General features: G+C 38.0%; 19 protein-coding genes and 2 pseudogenes. All 21 read left to right on the forward strand.

Annotated elements, in window-relative coordinates; genetic code table 11:
- The first annotated feature begins 260 nt into the window (after nt 1–260).
- The 21 genes and pseudogenes from NYE63_RS10680 to NYE63_RS10780 all read left to right on the forward strand — a co-directional run bounded on the left by NYE63_RS10680 (nt 261) and on the right by NYE63_RS10780 (nt 21,368).
- Nucleotides 261–1,088: a MerR family transcriptional regulator gene (locus NYE63_RS10680; RefSeq protein ID WP_342605100.1), complete on the forward strand. Its 828-nt coding sequence runs from the start codon at nt 261–263 to the stop codon at nt 1,086–1,088.
- A gap of 130 nt (nt 1,089–1,218) precedes the next feature.
- Nucleotides 1,219–2,706 (forward strand): UbiD family decarboxylase, encoded by a 1,488-nt coding sequence (locus NYE63_RS10685; RefSeq protein WP_342605101.1) that lies wholly within the window; start codon nt 1,219–1,221, stop codon nt 2,704–2,706.
- A 55-nt stretch (nt 2,707–2,761) separates the two neighbouring features.
- Complete coding sequence (locus NYE63_RS10690) at nt 2,762–3,337, forward strand: non-oxidative hydroxyarylic acid decarboxylases subunit B (RefSeq protein ID WP_063236062.1); 576 nt, start codon at nt 2,762–2,764, stop codon at nt 3,335–3,337.
- A 35-nt stretch (nt 3,338–3,372) separates the two neighbouring features.
- Nucleotides 3,373–3,834, forward strand: a complete 462-nt coding sequence (locus NYE63_RS10695; protein WP_342605102.1) for a pyridoxamine 5'-phosphate oxidase family protein — start codon at nt 3,373–3,375, stop codon at nt 3,832–3,834.
- Between the two features lie 279 nt (nt 3,835–4,113).
- Nucleotides 4,114–4,947, forward strand: coding sequence for an alpha/beta hydrolase (locus NYE63_RS10700; protein WP_342605103.1), 834 nt, complete (start codon nt 4,114–4,116; stop codon nt 4,945–4,947).
- 240 nt (nt 4,948–5,187) lie between these two features.
- Nucleotides 5,188–5,874 (forward strand): cyclase family protein, encoded by a 687-nt coding sequence (locus NYE63_RS10705; protein ID WP_342605104.1) that lies wholly within the window; start codon nt 5,188–5,190, stop codon nt 5,872–5,874.
- A 14-nt stretch (nt 5,875–5,888) separates the two neighbouring features.
- A complete protein-coding gene (locus NYE63_RS10710) occupies nt 5,889–6,608 on the forward strand; it encodes a carboxymuconolactone decarboxylase family protein (protein ID WP_283902250.1) in 720 nt (239 codons plus the stop codon).
- Between the two features lie 21 nt (nt 6,609–6,629).
- Nucleotides 6,630–7,319, forward strand: a complete 690-nt coding sequence (locus tag NYE63_RS10715) for a CoA transferase subunit A (protein WP_342605105.1) — start codon at nt 6,630–6,632, stop codon at nt 7,317–7,319.
- On the forward strand, nt 7,312–7,944 hold the full coding sequence (locus NYE63_RS10720) for a 3-oxoacid CoA-transferase subunit B (protein WP_283902252.1): 633 nt from the start codon (nt 7,312–7,314) through the stop codon (nt 7,942–7,944). The genes NYE63_RS10715 and NYE63_RS10720 overlap by 8 nt, the downstream gene beginning before the upstream one ends.
- Nucleotides 7,945–7,964: 20 nt before the next feature.
- On the forward strand, nt 7,965–9,080 hold the full coding sequence (locus NYE63_RS10725; protein ID WP_063236055.1) for a muconate cycloisomerase family protein: 1,116 nt from the start codon (nt 7,965–7,967) through the stop codon (nt 9,078–9,080).
- Nucleotides 9,081–9,155: 75 nt separating this feature from the next.
- Nucleotides 9,156–9,494, forward strand: coding sequence for a DUF3870 domain-containing protein (locus NYE63_RS10730; protein WP_063236054.1), 339 nt, complete (start codon nt 9,156–9,158; stop codon nt 9,492–9,494).
- A 4-nt stretch (nt 9,495–9,498) separates the two neighbouring features.
- Nucleotides 9,499–10,692: a thiolase family protein gene (locus NYE63_RS10735; RefSeq protein ID WP_342605106.1), complete on the forward strand. Its 1,194-nt coding sequence runs from the start codon at nt 9,499–9,501 to the stop codon at nt 10,690–10,692.
- Between the two features lie 27 nt (nt 10,693–10,719).
- The gene (locus NYE63_RS10740) at nt 10,720–11,532 is read left to right on the forward strand and encodes a dioxygenase (RefSeq protein ID WP_342605107.1); all 813 of its coding nucleotides are present in this window, start codon (nt 10,720–10,722) and stop codon (nt 11,530–11,532) included.
- 225 nt (nt 11,533–11,757) lie between these two features.
- Nucleotides 11,758–13,125: an MFS transporter gene (locus tag NYE63_RS10745; protein ID WP_342605108.1), complete on the forward strand. Its 1,368-nt coding sequence runs from the start codon at nt 11,758–11,760 to the stop codon at nt 13,123–13,125.
- Between the two features lie 207 nt (nt 13,126–13,332).
- Nucleotides 13,333–14,673, forward strand: coding sequence for an MFS transporter (locus tag NYE63_RS10750; RefSeq protein ID WP_342605109.1), 1,341 nt, complete (start codon nt 13,333–13,335; stop codon nt 14,671–14,673).
- 31 nt (nt 14,674–14,704) lie between these two features.
- Nucleotides 14,705–15,511, forward strand: a complete 807-nt coding sequence (locus NYE63_RS10755) for a sugar phosphate isomerase/epimerase family protein (protein ID WP_342605110.1) — start codon at nt 14,705–14,707, stop codon at nt 15,509–15,511.
- A gap of 866 nt (nt 15,512–16,377) precedes the next feature.
- Entirely contained in the window at nt 16,378–17,697 is a 1,320-nt protein-coding gene (locus NYE63_RS10760) for an MFS transporter (RefSeq protein WP_342605731.1), read from the forward strand.
- 21 nt (nt 17,698–17,718) lie between these two features.
- A pseudogene (locus NYE63_RS10765) lies at nt 17,719–18,212 on the forward strand (nucleotide disphospho-sugar-binding domain-containing protein); the annotation flags it as partial.
- 1,187 nt (nt 18,213–19,399) lie between these two features.
- A complete protein-coding gene (locus tag NYE63_RS10770) occupies nt 19,400–20,557 on the forward strand; it encodes an aminotransferase class I/II-fold pyridoxal phosphate-dependent enzyme (RefSeq protein WP_342605111.1) in 1,158 nt (385 codons plus the stop codon).
- Between the two features lie 89 nt (nt 20,558–20,646).
- Nucleotides 20,647–20,763 (forward strand): annotated as a pseudogene (locus NYE63_RS10775) (D-cysteine desulfhydrase); the annotation flags it as partial.
- A gap of 272 nt (nt 20,764–21,035) precedes the next feature.
- Nucleotides 21,036–21,368, forward strand: a complete 333-nt coding sequence (locus NYE63_RS10780) for a hypothetical protein (RefSeq protein ID WP_342605112.1) — start codon at nt 21,036–21,038, stop codon at nt 21,366–21,368.
- Nucleotides 21,369–21,440: the final 72 nt, after the last annotated feature.

Below are 21,440 nucleotides of genomic sequence, written 5' to 3' on the forward strand. Positions count from 1 at the left end.
TGCCTTTTAATGAAGATGTTGATATGATCCATTTTTTTTCAATAGACAGGGCCTTTGAAAATCCATTCAATATAAATGGGAGAATGGTAAAGTTAGGGCAGGATAGAAGTTTTCTTTAGAATACTGACTCTCTCCAATCGACTGTAGCTTCCGTATGGAAGCAGGGAAATCAAAAAATTAATATATTAAATTATGGTACAAAGTAAATGTAAGACTTAGGAAGAACTTTACAAAAAAGGTTTTGCGGAGGAGGAACACATGTGGGCAATTACTTATCAATCAGTGAAATGGCTTCCATTCACAGTATCTCAAGGCAAACACTCATTTATTACGATAAGATCGAATTATTTAAACCCGTATATATAGATGAACATGGTTATCGATATTATAGTGCAGTTCAGATTCCGTTTCTAAGGGAAATTTGCTTTTTAAAGTCGATTGGCATCAAACTGAATGATATTAAGGACCATATAGGAAATCGGAATTTAACTACTGCCATGTCACTTTTGGAATTTCATCAAGAATTCATTGATAAAGAAATAAATGCCTTGATGAATACACGTACATTTATTCAACAGAGATTAATGAAATATTCAGAAGCCAAAAATATTAAAAGTGAATTGGATAAACCTATTATAGAAGAATTTCCTGAAAGGCATGTCTTATTTATACCATTTGAAAATGAATTGTGCCGTGAAGAATTACATTTGACGCTGATGAAAGCTTGGAATGTATTAAGTAAACATGAGATGCTTCCGTCAGAGGGATTTGGCACGGTTATTTTAAAGGATAAGCTTGGAACTGATGATGTTTTTGAGGGTGCGGGAATATATACTTCATTACCCTTTATAGATCCTGATATGGATAACATGATGACGTTACCTGCTGGTCAATATGCTTGTGTGTATAAATACGGAATGCCATATAACATTGAGTTTTTAAATGAATTGGTTCATTGGATCAGTGAAAATCAGTATAGAATTGTAGGGGACGTCGTGGACGCTTGCTTATTGGATACGACCTTTTACGAGAATGATAATAGTGTTGATTTTTGTCAGCTGCAAATCCCTGTAGAAAAAATTACTTGAATTTTCAAATATTCATTGACTGTATAGTAGAAATACACTTTAGAATATCAGTTGTAACCGATACCATATAGGTTATTTGAATTTGATTGATACATAGGGTACTGGTCATAAAGTGATAGGGGGATTTTTAATGTCTGAAAAAATGAATAAAGTGACAGATTTACGTTCTGCCTTGGAACTACTGAAGTCCATTCCAGGACAATTGATTGAAACGGATGAACCAGTCAATCCTCATGCCGAATTATCTGGGGTTTATCGTCATGTCGGTGCTGGCGGAACAGTAATGCGGCCAACAAAAATTGGACCTGCCATGGTTTTCAATCATGTATTGGGACATGAAGATTCAAGCGTGGTGATTGGCCTTTTAGCCAGCCGGGAAAGAGTCGGCCTCATGCTGAATACAAAACCGGAGCGACTGGGGTTCCTTTTAAATGAAGCTGTAAAAAATCCAATTGATCCAATCACCATTTCAAACGATAAAGCTAAAGCTCAAGAAGTGGTTCACTATGCAGAAGATCCGGATTTTGATATCAGAAAGTTAATACCTGCGCCTACGAATACAGAGGAAGATGCAGGCCCGTATATCACCATAGGTATGTGCTATGCCTCCGATTCAGAAACGGGTGAATCTGATATAACGATACATCGTTTATGTTTACAAAGTAAAGATGAGATGTCCATGTATTTTGTTCCTGGCCGCCATTTAGAAGTTTTTCGTGAAAAGGCTGAAAAAGCAGGAACACCGTTACCAATTTCAATTAGTATCGGTGTTGACCCTGCTATTGAAGTCGCTGCTTGTTTTGAAGCACCTACGACTCCCCTTGGCTTTAATGAGTTGAGTGTTGCAGGGGCGATCAGGAAAGAAGCGGTAGAATTGGTCCAATGCTTGACCATTGATGAAAAAGCTATCGCAAATGCTGAATATGTAATTGAAGGGGAATTGGTTCCCGGAGTGCGCGTTCGGGAAGATCAAAACACCAATACTGGAAAAGCAATGCCGGAATTCCCTGGTTATACAGGTTCAGCTGTTGCGGAACTGCCTCTAATCAAAGTGAAAGCTGTAACGCACCGTGTCAATCCAATCATGCAAACAGTAATTGGTCCAAGTGAAGAACATGTGAATATGGCTGGCATTCCAACTGAAGCAAGCATTCTGCAAATGGTGGAAAAGGCAATGCCAGGCAAATTATTGAATGTATATGCCCATACTTCGGGAGGAGGTAAATACATGGCTGTTCTTCAATTCAAGAAAAGTCAGCCAAGTGATGAAGGTCGCCAAAGACAAGCTGCACTATTGGCGTTCTCTGCCTTTTCTGAACTTAAGCATGTATTCATAGTAGATGAAGATGTGGATCCCTTCGATAGTAATGATGTATTATGGGCGTTAAATACTCGTTACCAAGGTGATATGGATACGGTTTTCATTCCTGGAGTGCGCTGTCACCCGTTAGATCCTTCACAAGATCCCGCATACAGCCCTACCATTCAGGAAAAGGGGATTTCCTGTAAGACCATTTTTGACTGTACAGTACCGTTTCATTTAAAAGATGAATTTAAAAGGTCTGAATTTAAAGAGGTAGATCCAAGGCGATTTGTGCCTGGATTCTCCAATGTATAAGTTCTCAATATTTTAAAGTTTCGATTCAATGACTAATGAATAAGGAGGGGAATTAATGAAAATCATTGTTGGGATAACAGGAGCGACTGGAGCCATTTTCGGAATTAGGATTCTTCAGATGCTTAAAAGCAGTGAAGTGGAGACCCATTTAATCATGTCCCCTTGGGCACATGCCACCATTCAACATGAAACTTCATATTCTGTTAAAGACGTGGAGGGATTAGCTGATCATTCCTATTCTTACAAAGATCAAGCAGCAAGAATATCAAGTGGATCCTTCCGGGTTGATGGCATGATCGTAGCACCTTGCAGTATGAAAACACTAGCTTCCATTCGCATGGGACTAGCGGATAATTTATTAACGCGATCTGCTGATGTCATGTTGAAAGAAAGAAAAAAATTATTACTAATGACAAGAGAAACCCCTCTAAATACGATTCATTTGGAGAATATGATGGAGCTTTCCAAAATGGGGACTATTATATTCCCTCCGATGCCAGCCTTCTATAATCATCCTGAAAATGTTAACGATATCATTGATCATCTTGCTTATAGGGCGTTAGATCAATTTGAAATCGATGCTCACGGTGCGAAACGGTGGGATGGAATGAAATATCGCACCAAAATATAGCAGATTACTAGTGAATTAATGAAAAAGGTGAAAAAATGAATGGGATGGAAATGCCAGTAGAGGTATTCGACTTGTTAAATGGTAAAGAACTTGTCGACAAGCAGCATGAAGCCATGATGCTGTTGACGGTAAGTGAAGAAGGATGGCCACATACTGCAATGATTAGCGTGGGTGAGATCGTAGCGTTAAGCAGGAACGAATTAAGAATTGGCCTATGGCCGGATACTTCGACTACAGCCAATGTCATTCGTACCCATAAAGCTACACTGGTTTTGTTTTGGAAAGGTAAAGCACAATATATTCGACTTTCATTAGAGAGATTAAAAGAGCTGCCAAATGTCCAATACCAAAGAGAAAGATTCCACGCCAAAATAGTAGTTGCACGGGAGGATATTGCTAAGTATGCAGAAATAACCTCTGGAATTAAAATCGACTTGAAAAACCCTAAAGAAATTGTTGAACGATGGAGTGAGACCATAGAGGACCTCCTTCAATAAAATTCCCAGGTACCGAATTTAAGTTACTAAGAAATCAAAATTATCAAATTATAATTGAAAAAATTAGAACTTCATGTAAAATGGAATCATTACATGTATTTATACCTTGCCTATTCATTAATCATTAAAAGAAGCCCTTTTTTAATGAAAATTAATGAACTGACTGGCTATCTTAATTTCTCGATCAAGTTACCTTGATGGTGAAATTAAGATAGCTTTTTTTTATTAAATATGCAGGCTGGTTTATGTTAATAATCATGGAAATGGAGGAGTGTAACTATGGAAATGTATGTAAAGGAATTGGGGGATCATAGAATCCAAATTGCAGATTATCCTGGAACGAAAGGGCCAATCATCGCCATACATGGTTTAACGGGTAATCATAAGCAAATGCATTATTATGCAGAAATGTTAAAAGGCGAGTACAGAGTCATTTCGATTGACTTAAGAGGGAGGGGAAATAGTTCAAGGGCAGATGTGCAGTCTTCTCTATACAAACATGCAGAAGATGTAATTGAGTTAATTCAAGAGTTAAAGATTAAAAATCCGATTTTAATCGGGTATTCAATGGGAGCCTTTATCTCAAGCGTTGTAGCCAGCAAATTAACTTCGGTACAGGCCCTGATATTATTGGATGGTGCGGCCATTTCCTCTCAACAACAAAGGGACATCGTGCAGCCATCACTAGGACGATTGAGTAAAGAATATGAATCTCACGAAAGCTATATTGCAGAAATTAAGGAAATCTATAGCCGTTTGGGTATTAAATGGACGGATCATCTGCAAAGTGTGGTGGAGTATGAGGTTCATGAAGTGGATGGTCACTGGGAGAATAAATCATCAGAAGCTAGCATTCTTACAGATTTCAATAGTTTTTATTCTTTTGTTCCTAAAGAAGTTTGTAGACAAATTTCCTGTAAAACCTTATTGGTTTATGCCAGTGGGAAAATAGGAGACTTTCCTCCATTATTTTATGAAGAGGCCTACGATGATACGAAGAAATATACACCTGATATTGAAACAATCGTTTCAACTTGTAACCACTATACAATGGTGTTTGAAAATAGGGCGGAGATTAACAAAGAGATAAAGTCTTTCTTGAAACGAATTTGATTTTTTTTGAAGATATTTTAAAAAAAATATTGTAATTAACAGAAAATAGTGTAATATTATGAATATACAAAAAACTTAATTATTGCCTATTCATTAGCTATTAGAAAATAACCTTTTTTAATAACAACTAGTGAACAACTGGCTACCTTAAACACCTGCTGTCAATTATTGATAGTAATGTTTAGGGTAGCCATTTTGTCGTGATAATGTAAACGCTTAATGAATTTGGGGGTTTTATCGTTGAAAATCATTGATTTAACATTGGAACTTTACGATGGTCTAGTTACGAATAATGATTTACCTGCAATAGGGATTAAAGATGAACCTCTTGAACATAAGGGGAAATATGATTCACTTCCTAAAGGCTACCGTTCCAAGTTGATTTCTTTTTCTGACCATAGTGGGACACATGTGGATGTGGCTTCACATTACTCAGAAAACGGGGAGTCGGTTGAAACCATCAATCTGAAGAATATGTTTGGGGATGCCCTCATACTGGATGTAAGCATGTTAAAAGCGACACATGAACTAGTTACGAAAGATTTACTTGAAGAGGCCGAACGCAGGCAGGGAGTATATGTTGAAAAAGACGATATCGTCCTGATCAGGACATGGGGCAAATCATGGGGGGAAGAAGGCTTTTTTGAAGCGCAGGCATTAGATGATAGTGTGGCACAATGGTTAATTGAAAAGCAAATACATATTGTCGGGTTGGATTTGCCAAATGCCGATTTGAACCAAGATTCAGATAGCGGAATTCATCAAAAGTTACTGAACAATGATATATATATCGTTGAAAATCTAGTGAATCTGGAAAAATTACCCAAGCATTCTCGTTTTCTTTTTTTCGGGATTCCTTTGAAACTAAAAAATGCAACAGCCTCACCAATAAGAGCACTATCGATACTTGACTCTCAATTAATTTAAAGAGGTGCAGACGAATGAGCGAAGGATTATTGTATTTCAAAGAAGTTTATGATGTGGTACCAGGCTGGGTGCAAAAGATGCACGATTATAGCCCTAATGCACTTGATCACTATACCAACTTGCGCAGTAACATCATGCAAGAGGGAGCCTTGACAAAGAAGGAGAAAGATATATTACTGGTAGGCATGAATGCTGCGAGGTTGTATGAACGGAGTATGGTTTACCATACAAAAGGGGCAATGGATGGTGGAGCAACAGTACCGGAACTGGTGGAATACCTAATAGTTTCATACTTATATAACGGAACTAAGGCTTTGAAAACAGGGATAAAGTCTTTGGAATATGCCCTTACACTTAAAGGCATTCGATATCCCGAAGTAAGTGGCCATAAAGAAACAGAAGAAGAAATCCTGCTTTATATGATTGAATTATTAGGTGATGAGGAGACGGGATTTGTCTCGAATGTTTTGAAACTGGTTAAATCGGAAGACCAAAACTCCCTCAAAGATTATATATTAAGTGATTCAGTCGTTTCAAAAAGGCTAAAACATATCCTGATGACAGGAATATTCATTACAGAATTAAAAGGGAAACAGGTTGGGGAATGGATGGAGGCGGCAAGGTTAAATGGAGCTTCGGAAGAACAATTAGCGGAAGTGGGACTAATTTGCTTATTGACTGCTGGAATACCTGCATGGTTTGAGGCAAGTGATTCATTAATTGAAAATAAGTAACGTGAGATTGGTGGGGAAAACATGACGAAGGTACATCAAGATATAGAAGCAGCTTTATCTTGTGTGAAGAACGGTCATACATTAATGGTGGGTGGATTTGGCTTGATCGGTGCCCCACTTACATTAATTGATGGTTTGGCTAGAAAGGATGTAGCAGGCTTGACAGTAATCAGTAACAATTTAGGCGAGAAAGGGAAAGGTCTGGGAGTTCTCCTAAACCAGAAGAAAATAAATAAAGCGATCGGCTCTTATTTTACAAGCAATCGTGAAATTGGGGAGTTTTACCAACGTGGTGAAATTGAATTAGAACTATTACCACAGGGGACATTAGCGGAATCCATTCGTGCTGGCGGTGCTGGCATAGGCGGTTACTATACGAAAACGGGTGTAGGGACCGATTTAGCAAAAGGAAAAGAAGAAAGGGAAATAAATGGGGTTACATATATTTTTGAACCTGCCATAAGAGCAAATGTAGCTTTAATCAGGGCATGGAAGGCTGATACACTTGGTAATCTTGTTTATTATAAAACGGCTCGAAACTTTAATCCAGTTATGGCAACAGCCGCAGATGTCGTAATTGCAGAAGTGGATGAGATAGTTAAACCTGGAGAACTCCCGCCAGAGGAAATTGTAACACCGCATCTATTCGTCGATGGAATTATTAAGGCAAAGAAAATCCTGACGAAGGAAGGTGTGAAAGATTATGGGTGAAAAAGAATTAATGCAAAATATGATAGCAAGACGCGCGGCAAAAGAATTGACGGGTCCTTGTATAGTGAACCTTGGAATCGGGATTCCGACCTTGGTTGCAAAATACATTGATGATGAAACTGTTTTTTTCCATACGGAAAATGGATTATTAGGGGTTGCAGAAGTGGATGAAGATAAAATCGATCCCAATTTAGTTAATGCAGGCAAGTTACCAGTAGGGGAATCGATTGGTGCATCATTCTTTAATAGTGCAGAATCGTTTGCAATGATCCGTGGAGGACACATTGATGTTGCTATCTTAGGTGTTTTGCAGGTAGGTCAAACCGGGGAAATTGCAAATTGGGCGGTACCTGGAAAGAATATCATGGGTGTTGGAGGAGCGATGGATCTGTTGGTTGGCGCCAAAAAAGTGATCGTAACAATGACACATACAAGTAAGGAAGGTAAAAGTAAAGTTTTAAATGAATGCACCTACCCCATTACTTCCACTAGGAGCGTTGACTTGATCATCACCGAGTTGGCTGTCTTTGAAGTTATTGACAAACAGTTGACACTGATAGAATTAATGCCCGGTGTTACGATCGAAGAAGTAAGAGCAAAAACAGAAGCAAATTTTATCTATTAAATTTTAAAAAGGTGGATTAAATGAAAATACGTTCAGTCGATGTATACATTATTGATTTACCCACAATTCGTCCTCATCAGCTTGCCATGCATACCATCGTGGAACAAACGATCATTCTTGCCCGTGTCATGGATGAAGAGGGTGCGGAAGGTTGGGCAGAGGTGGCGACAATAGGCGGGGCTTCATATGGTGAGGGGACACCTGAGGCGATAAAGGTGAATATTGATACATATATCGCCCCACTTATCATTGGTAAAAACCCCGTCCATTATGACAAAATCATGCATGAAGTTTCACTAAATGTTAGAGGAAATAATTTTGCGAAGGCTGTCGTTGAATCAGCCATGGTGGATTTAGTAGCTAGAAGGAGAAACATCCCTGCTTATGAATTATTCGGTGGACAAATTCATAAATCATTGCCAGTGGCATGGACTTTGGCAAGTGGTGATACGAATAAAGATATCGAAGAAGCGAAGGAATCCTTACACCAAAAACGTCATAATATCTTCAAATTGAAAATTGGCAAAGGTAATCCATATAAGAATGTGGAGCATGTATTGAAAATTATTGAAGCCGTAGGAGCTCAAGCACGCATTACGGTTGATGTTAATCAAGCATGGGATGAAACAACGGCTACGTATTGCATTGAAGCTTTACAGGAAGGTGGGGTTTCCATGGTCGAACAGCCGCTGCCAGCTTGGGATAATGAGGGGATGTCAAGATTGACCGAACGTTTTAAGGTCCCGATCATGGCCGATGAATCATTGAATACTTTACAAGATTCATTCCAAATAGCTAAACATAGAGCAGGTAATTCCTTCGCCTTGAAAATATGTAAACATGGTGGAATGACCCAAACGAAAAAGGTTGCTGCAATTGCTGAAGGTGTTGGTTTTGGTTTGTATGGCGGAACGATGATTGAATCATCATTAGGAACCGCCATTTGTGCACAACTTTATTCAACCATTCCAAAATTCGAATTCGGTACTGAATTATTTGGACCATTACTTTTCAAAGAAAATATTACCCTAAACCAAATTAAATATGAGAATTATGAAATAATCATCCCGGATGGCCCAGGATTTGGCATGGAGATAGATATGGAAAAAGTAAAACATTTTTCAAGAGGTCTTTAATTAATATAAACTGGAGAGGGGATTATGGAACACCCACTAGTTTATGCAAGTAATCTTGAGAGGATGTAGTTTTTTATGGGACAGCCAACATTATTAATCACAGCCTATGCGAAGGCACCGCAAAATACGAGCATGTATGAAAATTATAAATACGCTGGGATGGTACTTGAAATCCACAAGGAAAGTCACATTATCATTAATGCAGAATTTACGTTTTTAACAACTTTGGCCCAGGATTTTTTTAAGCGAATGATAGTTGGTTTTGATTTTAGTAAAGATATTGATTCCTTAATAGAGAATATTAAAACGGACTTTTTAGCTCCATCGCAGCAGTCGGTGATTGTTGCCTTGAAAATAGCTCACCAAAGATATAAGGATAGTTTAGAAGAAAGAAATAAAAATAGCAGGGGGTAGAAAATTGAGCAATGTAGTTATTATAGACTCGGTTCGCACCGCTATCGGGAAATTAGGGGGAGCATTGGAAAATGTTCCTGCCGATTTCCTGGCAGCTGCTGTCCTTGATGAAGTGATCAAGAGAGCGGACATTCCTAAAGAGAGTATTGATGAAGTGATTATGGGACAAGCCAAACAAAGTTCAGACGCGTCAAATTTGGCAAGAGTTGCATCGCTCCGAGCAGGTTTTCCTGTGGAAGTACCAGGTTATACCGTTCACCGACAATGCGGATCCGGCATCCAGGCGATCAATTCTGGAAGTCAACAAATACAGTGCGGATTCGGAGATGTAATCATTGCAGGTGGAGCGGAATCAATGAGCACGGCTCCATACTATATGAGAAATATCCGTTTTGGGTTGAAATCAGGCAATGGACAGTTATTGGACCCGAATACGGAAAGCCAGCCAGGTTCACAGCCCATTGAAGATTACGGTATGTTAACGATGGGAATGACAGCCGAAAATCTGGCTGAAAAATATTCCATTTCAAGGACTGAACAAGATGAATTTGCTTTAAGGAGCCAAGAAAATGCAAGACGGGCAATTTCTACTGAAATATTTACGAAAGAAATCGTTCCCTATCAAATTAAAACGAAAAAGGGGTTAATCGAATTTAATGTGGATGAGCACCCAAGAGAAACCAGTCTGGAAAAGTTGGCTAGTTTAAAACCGGTGTTCAAAAAAAATGGAACTGTAACCGCAGGAAATAGTAGTGGAAGAAATGATGGTGCATCCGCTCTGATACTTATGTCGGAAGAAGCAGCAAAAAGGCGTGGTAAAAAGCCAAAAGCAAGAGTGATTGCTCAAGCGGCTGCTGGCGTATCACCGAATTTTATGGGGCTGGGGCCTGTCAACTCTACCTTGAAAGCGCTTCAAATGTCAGGGCTGAAACTGAATGATATTGATTTAATAGAACTGAACGAAGCCTTTTCTGCACAAGCATTGGCAGTAATTAAAGAATTGAAGCTTGATATGAATAAGGTGAATCCTAACGGCGGTGCCATTGCCATGGGCCATCCAATTGGTGCCACTGGAGCAATTTTGGCAACCAAATTGATACATGAGCTAGAAAGAACCGGAAAAAGATATGGGCTAATCACATTATGTATAGCAGGTGGATTGGGAATCAGTACCATTATTGAAAATAAACTGATATAAAAACTTATAAAAATTGGGGGAATTATTATGAAGAATCAAAAAGTAATCGACGTTTATAATGGATTGGTAGTTAAATTCAAGGAATTAGTTAGTGAACACGAAATTGATCATAATGACTATCAAGCTCTTGTTGATTGGATGGATCAATTAGGCAGGGCAGGGGAAATTCCATTGTTTATGGATGTTTTCTTTGAAACTCATGCTCTTCAAGAAATGTATAAAAGTGTAAAAGGAACTGAACCTACTATTCTAGGACCATATTACATTGAAAATACGCCAGTCGTTCAAAATCCTGGTGTGCTGCCACAACGTGAAAATGAACCAGGTGACGCCCTATTCTTTTCAGGATCAGTGAAAGATGTTAATGGAAATCCGTTGGCAAATACTAAAATCGATATGTGGCAGGCTGATACAAATGGTGAATACTCATACTTCGCCGAAGGTATTCCAGATGATAATTTACGTGGTGTTTTTTATACGGATGCGAATGGTAATTTTGAAATTAAAACAGTTGTACCGGGTAATTATTCAATTCCAACAGATGGGCCTTCTGGTCAGTTCTTAAAGTGGATTGATCATCATTCATTTCGTCCAGCACATTTGCATCTATTGTTCCAACCGGAATATGGCGATAGATTAGTAACACAAATATATTTTGAAGGCGATAAATATTTAGAAAATGATGTTGCACAAGGTGTTCGTGGAAGCTTAATTACGAAGTTAGATAAACATTCCGGTGCAGAAAAAGGATTGAAAAATGATTATTATACGGCTCATTTAGATTTTGAACTTAGATTACAAGACAAACCAGTTTTCAATAAAGCTGTCGTGAAAAACTAATCATCCCTAAGAATACGCAGGCAAAAATTCTCGGCAAAAAGGGTAGTAAATATAACTATTAATCCAACGAAAGTGCCTAAGTGGGTACTGAAATGAAAGTAGTTTGCTAAAGAAACAATTTCACTCTTTGTTATCTGATTTTTCCGATATTTTCCGAGTTTCAATATATTGGAACTCGGAAAATACATTCTAAACAGATATTTTTAAAAAGATGGGAGGCGGAACATGCGTAGTGTAGTTGCTTCGGATATTATTGCTGCCAGTAAATTTAACCGCTTTCATTTACTTGTTTTTCTTTGGTGTTTTTATGCCATCGCTTTCGACGGGTATGATATTGCGATGTATGGTGTGGGTTTGCCTTGGATGATGGAAGAGTGGGGTTTAACTTCCATTCAGGCAGGGGCAGTCGGCAGTTACTCCTTATTCGGCATGATGATAGGTGCCCTGATTTTAGCACCGATTGCAGATAAATATGGCCGGAAAAATGTTCTCGTTATTTGTATGATTTTGTTCAGCGTATTTACCTTGGGGGCAGGGATTGCACCTAACCTCACGTGGTTCACCGTCATGCGTTTCATTGCAGCAATTGGCATGGGAGCCTTGATGCCGAATGTTATATCGCTAATGACTGAATACTCCCCAAAACAAAATCGTGCCATCATTGTAGCTGCGATGTATTGTGGCTATTCAATCGGTGGAATCATGGCATCATTAGTGGGAATGTATATCATTCCTTATACGGATTGGCGTGTATTGTACTTTATTGGAATTCTGCCATTACTTACACTTCCAATATTCATGAAGCAGTTTCCTGAATCCCTTTCCTACTATTTAGTAAAGAAGGAAATTAGTAAGGTTGTTGAAATCCTCAATAAAGTCAAACCAGAAGGGGATTTTAAAGAAACAGATGATTTCAGGCTTAGTGAAGCTGTACATAGGGGGAAAGGATCTCCAGTAAAAAAACTATTTACGAACAAACGGGCATTCAGTACGATTTCCATATGGGTGGCTGTGTTCTGTACATTGATGATGGCTTATGGATTAAATACATGGCTTCCAAAAATGATGCAGGATTCCGGATTCAGTATCACCTCAAGCCTTTCATTTAATCTGGTTTTATGCCTTGGTCAAATTGGAGGTTCCTTAGTAGGAGGTTATTATGCTGGGAAAATGGGACATCGTAATATTCTTGTTACACTATTCTTAATAGGGGCCGTTACCTTTGTCGCATTGAGTGCTACGACTAATACCGTCGGAGTATATATACTGATATTTGTGGGGGGTGCCTGTACTGTGGGTGCCATGAACTTAGCCAATCCGTACATCACAGAATATTACCCCCGTGAAATCCGTACGACGGGTATGGGCTATTCGCAAGCTATAGGCAGGATTGGCTCAATTATCGCTCCTACTTTAATTGCCTTTCTTCTGTCAACAGGCATGAATCCAAAGGTGGCTTTTGCTACATTTGCCCTGCCAAGTATCATCGCAGCGATCGGTTATATTCTGGTCCAAGAAAAATATGGATCTTTTGACAGGGTAGTCAAGGAGGATAATGAAGAGGTAGAATCAGAGAAGACTGTAACTATCTGAAGAAATGATTCACAATTCAAAAAACAATCCCCAAGTTGCTTAACTTTGCAACAAAGGGATCTACTATCAATGTTCCTATAGGCTGCTCTTGAAAATATTAAACTCAGATTGATAAGTAATTGCAGGAAACATACAAGCTTTTATGAAAATTCAATAAAATTAGTAGAACGATGTACTAATGTTGGGCATTAGGTTAGGGGGAAAATATTGAGCTCAGAATTAAAGGCAATAATAGAAGATCGAACACAGGAACTGGTAACGGACAGATCAAAAAAAGGCAAACAGAAAACTGTTCGATGGTTTATCCTATTTTTAATTGCTTTAGTCACTTGTATAAATTACATCGACCGTGCAATCATTTCGCTTGCGGCTCCGAATATACAAGCCGATTTACAAATAGATCCGGCATTAATGGGAATCATATTTTCCGTATTTGGCTGGAGTTATACCTTCTCCATGTTATTTAGCGGCTACTTTCTTGATAGATTTGGTCCTAGAAAGGTATACACGGTTTCCCTCATTTTTTGGTCTGTATTTACATTCATGGTAGGAACCGCAAAAAGTATATCGTCACTGATTACATATCGCATAGGACTGGGTGCATTTGAATCTCCCTCCATACCTACTAATGCCTGGTGTGTATCCGAGTGGTTTCCTAAAAAAGAACGTGCCACTGCGGTAGGGATTTATACGGGTACCCAATATATTGGGTTAGCCTTCCTGACTCCAGTTTTTACTTGGATCATCATAACCTTTGGCTGGAATTACCTTTTTTATATCGCCGGAATTATAGGGATTCTTATTGGATTGGTTTGGTATGGATTCTATCGGAATCCAAGGGAACATAAGCGTATTTCTCAGCAGGAGCTAAACTATATCAAAGAAGGCGGAGGGATGATCGGTACCGAAGAGAAGCACCCTTTCTCCTGGAAACGGATTGGCCAACTGCTTAAACACCGTCAAATTTGGGGGATGTTCATCGGGCAATTTTCCATTCAAACTACTTTGTTTTTCTTTATGACTTGGTTTCCCTCCTATTTGATTGATGAAAAGGGAATGACGATGTTAAAAACCGGAATTTATGCAAGTATCCCATACATAGTAGCGATACTAGGAACTCTGATTGGCGGCCGATGTTCCGATTGGATGATAATACGCGGGTTATCAACCGGAATGGCACGGAAACTGCCCATTATTGTCGGATTGTTACTTTCTTGTTTGATTCTCGGGGGGAATTATACGGATTCACCAAACATAGTCATCACCTTTATGGCAATAGCATTCTTCGGACAGGGGATGGCATCAACGGTTACCGGTGCCCTTTTAGCTGATATTGCCCCGAAAGGGATGGTAGGCCTAACGGGTTCTTCACTATATTTTGTAGCTAACATTGGCGGGGCGTTATCTCCGTTAATCGTCGGTTTAATCATTAGTGCGACACATTCTTATACAGCAGCGCTAACCTTCATATCCGTAGTGGCCCTAATTGGTGCTTTTGCTTATATCTTTCTTCTCGGAAAAGTCCAGCGTATTGAAATCACTGAATGATAAAAATAAAAAGGAGAAAGGCGGAATTTCATTGAAACTGAGTTTATGCACAACAGGATTTAAAGAATGGGACATAGAGGAAATAATAAATTGGCTGCTTCCGTTGCAAGCGGATGTTAAAGGACTTGAATTATGGAATAAACATATAGAACGATTTCAGGAGAAGCACGGACCACTGGACAAATTAGCCAAATTACTTGAAACCAATGATTTACAAATACCTTCCATTAGTGGATATACGACTTTTTCGAAACTCTGGAACCAAAAAGAACATCAAAACGAAATCAATCAAGCAAGAAAATTGTTAGATATGGCTCATCAATTAAACTGCCCATTAATACGGACTTTTGCAGGACATATAGCATCAAGGAATGCCTCACCAGAGCAATGGTCGGAAACGGCAACCGAATTAAATAAATTAGGGCAAATGGCAGATCTCTATGGAGTGGATGTTGCAATAGAAATTCACTATGACTCCTTTGCTGATAACCTCGAAGCCATTCATAAGCTTTTAGAAGATATCGACCATCCACGGATAAAACTGATTTTCGATGGTGCTAACTTATACGTTGATCAATTGAATCCGAAAGAGGTATTGGAATCCATTTTCCACCATGTCAGCCATGTACATTTAAAAAATTATCACTACAGTCATAAAGAGCGTTATAAAAACAAACCAGCACCCATTTTTAGTGGGGATGTTGACAATATTTGCTTACTCGAAGAATTGAGAAAGCGCAATTATACAGGCTTTGTTTCTCTGGAATATTTCGGTCAGGAAGGAATGCCTAACTTGCTTGCCTCATTAGAACAATGGAAACAACAACTGACATATTGATTCTTTTGGTATTTTAGATGAAGATCAATGGTGGAAATTCAACTTTTATTTAAATGATTTTGGACGATTCCGAATTCTCTATGGAAAGAACCGCGACAAATGGATTTAAAAAGGATTCCACGGGTACATTGCGCTGCATAATTGACAACTCTTATGATGCTGAATTAATTGAACAATTGAAGTAATTAGTGAAAGCTGCCGTATTTGGTGGCTTTTCATTATAATTGTGTTTTAATCACAGCTCTGGGGAAATGTAAAATGGTTGTGTGCGACCACTATCAACTATATGGACCGAGAGAACCTGGAGTGGCAGGTTCCACTCTTCAGCAAGAATTAGGGCTATCTGCAACACAGTTGGGTTGTTATTCTCAGCTTTCTATTTTATTTTTAACAAAATTGTGGTGAAAAGGGATAATTTTAGTTAAATTATCATGCATTATCAGCCAATGAGAAATAAAATAAATGTGTAAAGCTATAGTAAATTTGGATAAATATTAAAACTATAAATAGCTTTCTTATTGGCTATAACTCAACATGGCAGTAGCTTCTTCTGTAATCCAAGATGAATTTATTAAATTTAAAATTGATGATTGGTGTCCTTATTAGCTAGGCTCAAGGTTGTAGAAAAGAATAATAAACTGTTTCTTTTCTAGAGATGTAAGCGTTTTATTTGAGCGCCCTAAATTAATTATAAAATCACCAGTAAATTTGATCCATTATAATAAGATCCTTACTCTATTAATTGATTAGATTTAGTTCAAGAGCGTTATGACCCAAAAATGAGATTATAGGATCATCCAGCAGAAGGGAAGACTTCAGGTTTTAAAAAAAGAAAATCTTAAGGAGGATTAACTATGAGCAATCCAATGAAGGTAGAAAATGAAAATGTGTCTATATCCATTAAACATAGAAAACCATCTCGTGCTAGATTTATGATTCTTTCCCTTTTGTTTTTTGGAACTGCAATAAACTATCTTGACCGTACAAACATGGCAGTCGCCGCTTCTGCTATTCAAGATGATTTGGGGTTAGATCCAGCTATGTTAGGGCTAATTCTTTCCGCCTTTGGTTGGACGTACGCGTTCATGCAAGTTCCCGGAGGATGGCTAACCGATCGTTTTGGCCCTCGGGTGGTATATGGTATATCTCTTTTATTGTTTTCACTTTTTACTCTTCTACAAGGATTTGCCAAAAACTTTGGGACCTTATTCGGACTGCGTCTTGGCCTTGGATTTGCAGAATCACCTGCCTTTCCTGCAAATAGTCGTGTTGTCGCCTCTTGGTTTCCACAACGTGAACGCGCACTAGCTACTGGGGTTTACACAGCAGGTGAATATGTAGGGTTAGCAATCGCAACTCCTTTTCTATTTTGGCTATTGTCCTCTTTCGGCTGGCATTCAATCTTTATCGTGACAGGTATAATTGGATTAATTTTTGCTTTAGTTTGGTACAAGTTTTACAAGGATCCGAAGGACAGTAAGTATATTAACAAGGAAGAAATGGATTATATACGTGAAGGAGGTGGACTAGCCGATAGCGCTAGTCAAGGTCAAAAAATCAATTGGTCAAAGGCACGGCATCTTTTTAAGCATCGTCAATTCTGGGGTATCTATATTGGCCAGTTTGCCGTTGCATCAACTCTTTACTTCTTTCTCACGTGGTTTCCAAGCTATCTTGTTCAAGAAAAAGGGATTACTTTGCTAAAAGCTGGCTTTGTTGGTTCTATTCCATACATTGCTGCAGGGATTGGTGTGCTTGTAGGTGGTTTTTGGTCTGATAAAATGGTAAAACGTGGAGTATCCGTTGGTGTTGCACGAAAAACCCCAATTATCCTTGGATTGTTGGGTGCTTGTACAATTATACTAGCCAACTATACAACGTCTATTGCTTTGGTTATCGCGGTTATGTCGTTCGCATTCTTTTCACAAGGAATGTCAGCCATAACATGGACTCTGGTTTCAGATATGGCTCCAAAAGAGCTAGTAGGCTTAGCGGGCGGGATATTTAATTTTGCAGGAAACTTATCAGCAATTGTTACGCCTATCGTCATTGGAATAATTTTGAGCGCAACTAATTCATTCAATGGGGCCATTGTTTTCGTAGGTGTAGTTGCCTTAATTGGAGCTTTATCATACATCTTCATTGTAGGCGATGTTAAAAGGATTGAAATATCGGATAATGAATAAACGCTATTTTTACAGTGGAAAATTTACATTTCACTGGGTACGGTCTTTAACCAAGCAATTGATTTCTATAAGCTTTGTTTTAAGGCATTTGGGAACACTGATTATAACCTTGGCATGTCTATTGGGCAAAAAGATCAAATATCTGATTTAGGGGAGATTCCTAAAAACTTCATTGTAAAAAAATTATGTTCCACAAACTGAGGTGCTGAAATACACTAAATTATTTATTACACATGGAGGAATGAACAGCACCCATGAAGGTATCTATTACGGGGTTCCGCTTATTGTAATCCCACAACCAAAAAAGTTTCCAATATCGGAGCCGGAATTAAATTACAAATGCAAAGCTTGACTCCAAATCAACTACTTGAAACCGTAGATCATGTGTTAAACCACCTATCTTTCAAAAAAGCTGTTGCAAATATTAGGGAATCCTTTCAAAATCGAGTGGGTATCACAAAGCTGTTGATGAGATTTTCAAATTTAAAAGTCAATTTGATCTAAATGATATCTAAATATAAAAATTTTTCAACTACCGTTTTAATGATAACTTTGACATTCAACAATCATAACAACGTCCACTGGGTTCCTTTTTAAACCATTCTTGCCTTTTAAATATGAAGAAATTAACGATTCCAGGGAATGCTCCATTATAAGACCTATTAAGGCCCAAATAATTGGTCCCCAAACGAAAATAAATCCATAAATGCTACCAAGTAACATAAAAATTGTACCTAGTATAAAAGCCAATTCGTATTTACTGGCACCTTCTTTATGAAACCTCTCTATATTCTTATTTAAGGGTGCAACAAAAACTTGCTCTTTTGTAATACCTTTTTGTTCTAAATCGGAAAGAGCAAGTTCTAAATATGCGCTATGCTGAAACGCTGATATAATGTTTCCATTTAAATAGATTTTGCTTTTCCATAATGATTACGTCCTTTTTTAGAGTATTAGTATCAATATGTCTAAGATTTAAAGATTAATTGTAAGTGTCTTTAAATTTTACACCAGAACCGGAATTGTTTATTTTATATCAAAATGGCATTTTTCCTAGTTGATCTTCTAATTGATAGACATTCTTAATATTTTTGAAGGCTGTATTCGCATTGATCGTTGTTTTTAACTACGTTCAAACTCCAAAAAAGTACGATATAAGGGTTTAATTCACTTCTTTAAAGTAATTAGATAGTTTATTAGCGGATTTCGAAAGTTTATCAGCGAATCAAAAAAGGCAACCATATTTTAGATAAGAGCCTTCTTGAAAAAATCTATGCAGTGGGCAAATTATTAGGCAGCCCGCATTAATGCAAAAGGCGAGTAGTTTTTTTTAATACAGAATAATAACAATGGACCATGCTGATATTTGAGCAGGGTTCCTTTTCTTAGGTAGTGCAGGAGAAGGAACAGTGACTTGTCTGCAAAAAGAAATACCAAGAAGTTAGAAGGGCAGCTAAATTCTTTTCAATTTTAGAAAAATATTATCAATATTGCTAAATTGGTAATTTCGATAATTACTATGTTTTGCATTGCACCTTGCCAAAAATGAAAATAAATAAAGAATTTTAATATTAAAACTGTAGATTTTATAAGGGTTTACAGAATTGGCATAATTTTTGCATATAAAGATTTTCATACAACTAATGGGAAGAAATAAAAAAGGCAGCATTTCAGATTACTAAAATTAGGAGGCATAATAATAATGAACTATTCATCAAAGCTAGTAAAAGTAAATAAAGATCCAGGGCATGGCTCACACATCTCACCTGTTTATATGACTTCAACATTTGTTTTTGATAATGCAGAAGTAGGAGCACAACGCTTCGCAGGAGAAGATCCAGGATTTATGTATTCACGCCTGGGAAATCCAAATGTAAGAGAACTGGAAGAGAAGGTAACGGCATTGGAATTTGGTGAAGGTTGTTTGGCTTTCTCATCTGGAATGGCTGCCATAACTGGCTGCCTTTTGAGTGTTTTGCAGGCAGGAGATCACGTTGTTGCACACACAGCGTTGTATGGGGCGACGCACGCATTTCTATCCAAAACAGTAAAGAAATTTGGAATTGATGTAACATTTGTACCGTTTAAGACAGGGGAAGAGCTTGAACCACACATTACAGATAGAACGAAAGTGGTCTACTTTGAAACTCCTTCTAATCCCACGCTTTCCTTAGTGGATATGAAGAGTGTAGCGACGATCGCTAAGCAAAAGGGAATCTTGACTATTGTTGATAATACGTTTTTGTCCCCATATTTACAAAATCCTATTCTATGCGGCATTGATATTGTTGTCCACAGTGCAACGAAATATTTGTCGGGTCATGGATATCTTATTGGCGGACTAGTGATTTCCAGCAAGGAAATTATTGATCCGATGAGAAAAGAAGTGCAGAAGACTATGGGAGCAAATTTGTCCCCTATGGATGCCTGGCTTCTCTTTCAAGGGATACGTACATTGCACATTCGCATGGACCGCTCACAAGAAAATGCACAAATTTTGGCTGAACGCTTGGAAAAACATAAGGCTATAGAGAAGGTTTATTTTCCAGGGCTAGCAAGTTTTGAAGATAAAAATATCATGGAGAAACAAATGAAAGGTCCTGGAGCAATGATTTCTTTTGTCTTGAAGGGTGGATACGAAACAGGTGTTAAAGTTATGAATTCTGTAAAATTGAGTACTTTAGCAGTTTCCCTAGGAGATGTAGGTACATTAATTCAACATCCAGCTTCGATGACACATGCGATAATCCCTAAAGAAGAAAGAGAAAAAGCGGGTCTTTATGATGGACTCGTTCGTTTTTCAGTTGGAATTGAAGATGTAGAAGATATATGGAAGGATCTCGAAATGGCATTAGAATAACTGTACGGCTGGAGGGTTTGTCAATTACATTGCGGTTAAAGGAATAATAATGCTGGCATGAATATGCAAATTAATTCATATTTAAGAGATTTTATATACTGGGCGCTGAAAAAGTCAAGGTTGTGCCGAATGGGACAGACTTGATGAAAGAAATGCAACAAGTAGCGAAAGAGGTAACAGAAGAAGGACATATACCCTATATCCCTGCAGCCTAAACTTCTTAGGGTATTACAGGAAAAAGAGATTGAAAGAGTGGGAGGAAACAAATCACTGCCTGTAAATATTCGTGTGATAAAGCAACACATCGTAATTTAGAAGAAATGGTTCAAAACGGTACATTCCGTAAGGATTTATATTATCGAATCAATGTTATCCCGCTGTATACAAAGTTATTGAAGGAGAGGAGGGACGACATTCCCTTCTTTCTCTAGTACTTCATTTGTAAGTATTGTTCGAACTTAAGTCGTCGTAATTAACTATGGATCCACAATTAGATCAATGGCTAATCCAATATGATTGGCCAGGGAATATTAGACAGTTAGAAAATGTTGTGGAGTATATGGTGAATATGGCAGAATCGGATGTACTTGGCTTTCATGATCTTCCGGATTATTTGTACCAATTTCAAGCTCCTATTCATACCAGAGGGTTAAGTTTAGATGAGATGGTGGTCGAATATGAAAAATCCATTATCCAAAGTTTCTTCTTAGGTGGTCAAGATCGAAAAGGTAAGGAAAAAGTAGCGGAAGAATCAAAAATTAGTTTATCGACACTTTATCGTAAGCTAAAACGATACAATTTAAAAGTTTGATTCACTTTACCTAAGATTGCAAATTTTATTTGCAATTTTTTTTCGTCTACGTGGGGATATTTCGCATATTTG

Origin of the sequence: Peribacillus sp. FSL E2-0159 (assembly GCF_038643155.1) — a bacterium.
Classification (GTDB): domain Bacteria; phylum Bacillota; class Bacilli; order Bacillales; family DSM-1321; genus Peribacillus; species Peribacillus simplex.

Excerpts from the sequence above, each read along its gene's own strand:
- NYE63_RS10780 (WP_342605112.1), top strand. The coding sequence starts at position 21,036 with ATGGATCCACAATTAGATCAATGGCTAATCCAATATGATTGGCCAGGG.
- NYE63_RS10710 (WP_283902250.1), top strand. The coding sequence starts at position 5,889 with ATGAGCGAAGGATTATTGTATTTCAAAGAAGTTTATGATGTGGTACCA.
- NYE63_RS10690 (WP_063236062.1), top strand. The coding sequence starts at position 2,762 with ATGAAAATCATTGTTGGGATAACAGGAGCGACTGGAGCCATTTTCGGA.
- NYE63_RS10725 (WP_063236055.1), top strand. The coding sequence starts at position 7,965 with ATGAAAATACGTTCAGTCGATGTATACATTATTGATTTACCCACAATT.
- NYE63_RS10685 (WP_342605101.1), top strand. The coding sequence starts at position 1,219 with ATGTCTGAAAAAATGAATAAAGTGACAGATTTACGTTCTGCCTTGGAA.
- NYE63_RS10760 (WP_342605731.1), top strand. The coding sequence starts at position 16,378 with ATGAAGGTAGAAAATGAAAATGTGTCTATATCCATTAAACATAGAAAA.
- NYE63_RS10715 (WP_342605105.1), top strand. The coding sequence starts at position 6,630 with ATGACGAAGGTACATCAAGATATAGAAGCAGCTTTATCTTGTGTGAAG.
- NYE63_RS10745 (WP_342605108.1), top strand. The coding sequence starts at position 11,758 with ATGCGTAGTGTAGTTGCTTCGGATATTATTGCTGCCAGTAAATTTAAC.
- NYE63_RS10770 (WP_342605111.1), top strand. The coding sequence starts at position 19,400 with ATGAACTATTCATCAAAGCTAGTAAAAGTAAATAAAGATCCAGGGCAT.
- NYE63_RS10740 (WP_342605107.1), top strand. The coding sequence starts at position 10,720 with ATGAAGAATCAAAAAGTAATCGACGTTTATAATGGATTGGTAGTTAAA.
- NYE63_RS10700 (WP_342605103.1), top strand. The coding sequence starts at position 4,114 with ATGGAAATGTATGTAAAGGAATTGGGGGATCATAGAATCCAAATTGCA.
- NYE63_RS10720 (WP_283902252.1), top strand. The coding sequence starts at position 7,312 with ATGGGTGAAAAAGAATTAATGCAAAATATGATAGCAAGACGCGCGGCA.
- NYE63_RS10730 (WP_063236054.1), top strand. The coding sequence starts at position 9,156 with ATGGGACAGCCAACATTATTAATCACAGCCTATGCGAAGGCACCGCAA.
- NYE63_RS10695 (WP_342605102.1), top strand. The coding sequence starts at position 3,373 with ATGAATGGGATGGAAATGCCAGTAGAGGTATTCGACTTGTTAAATGGT.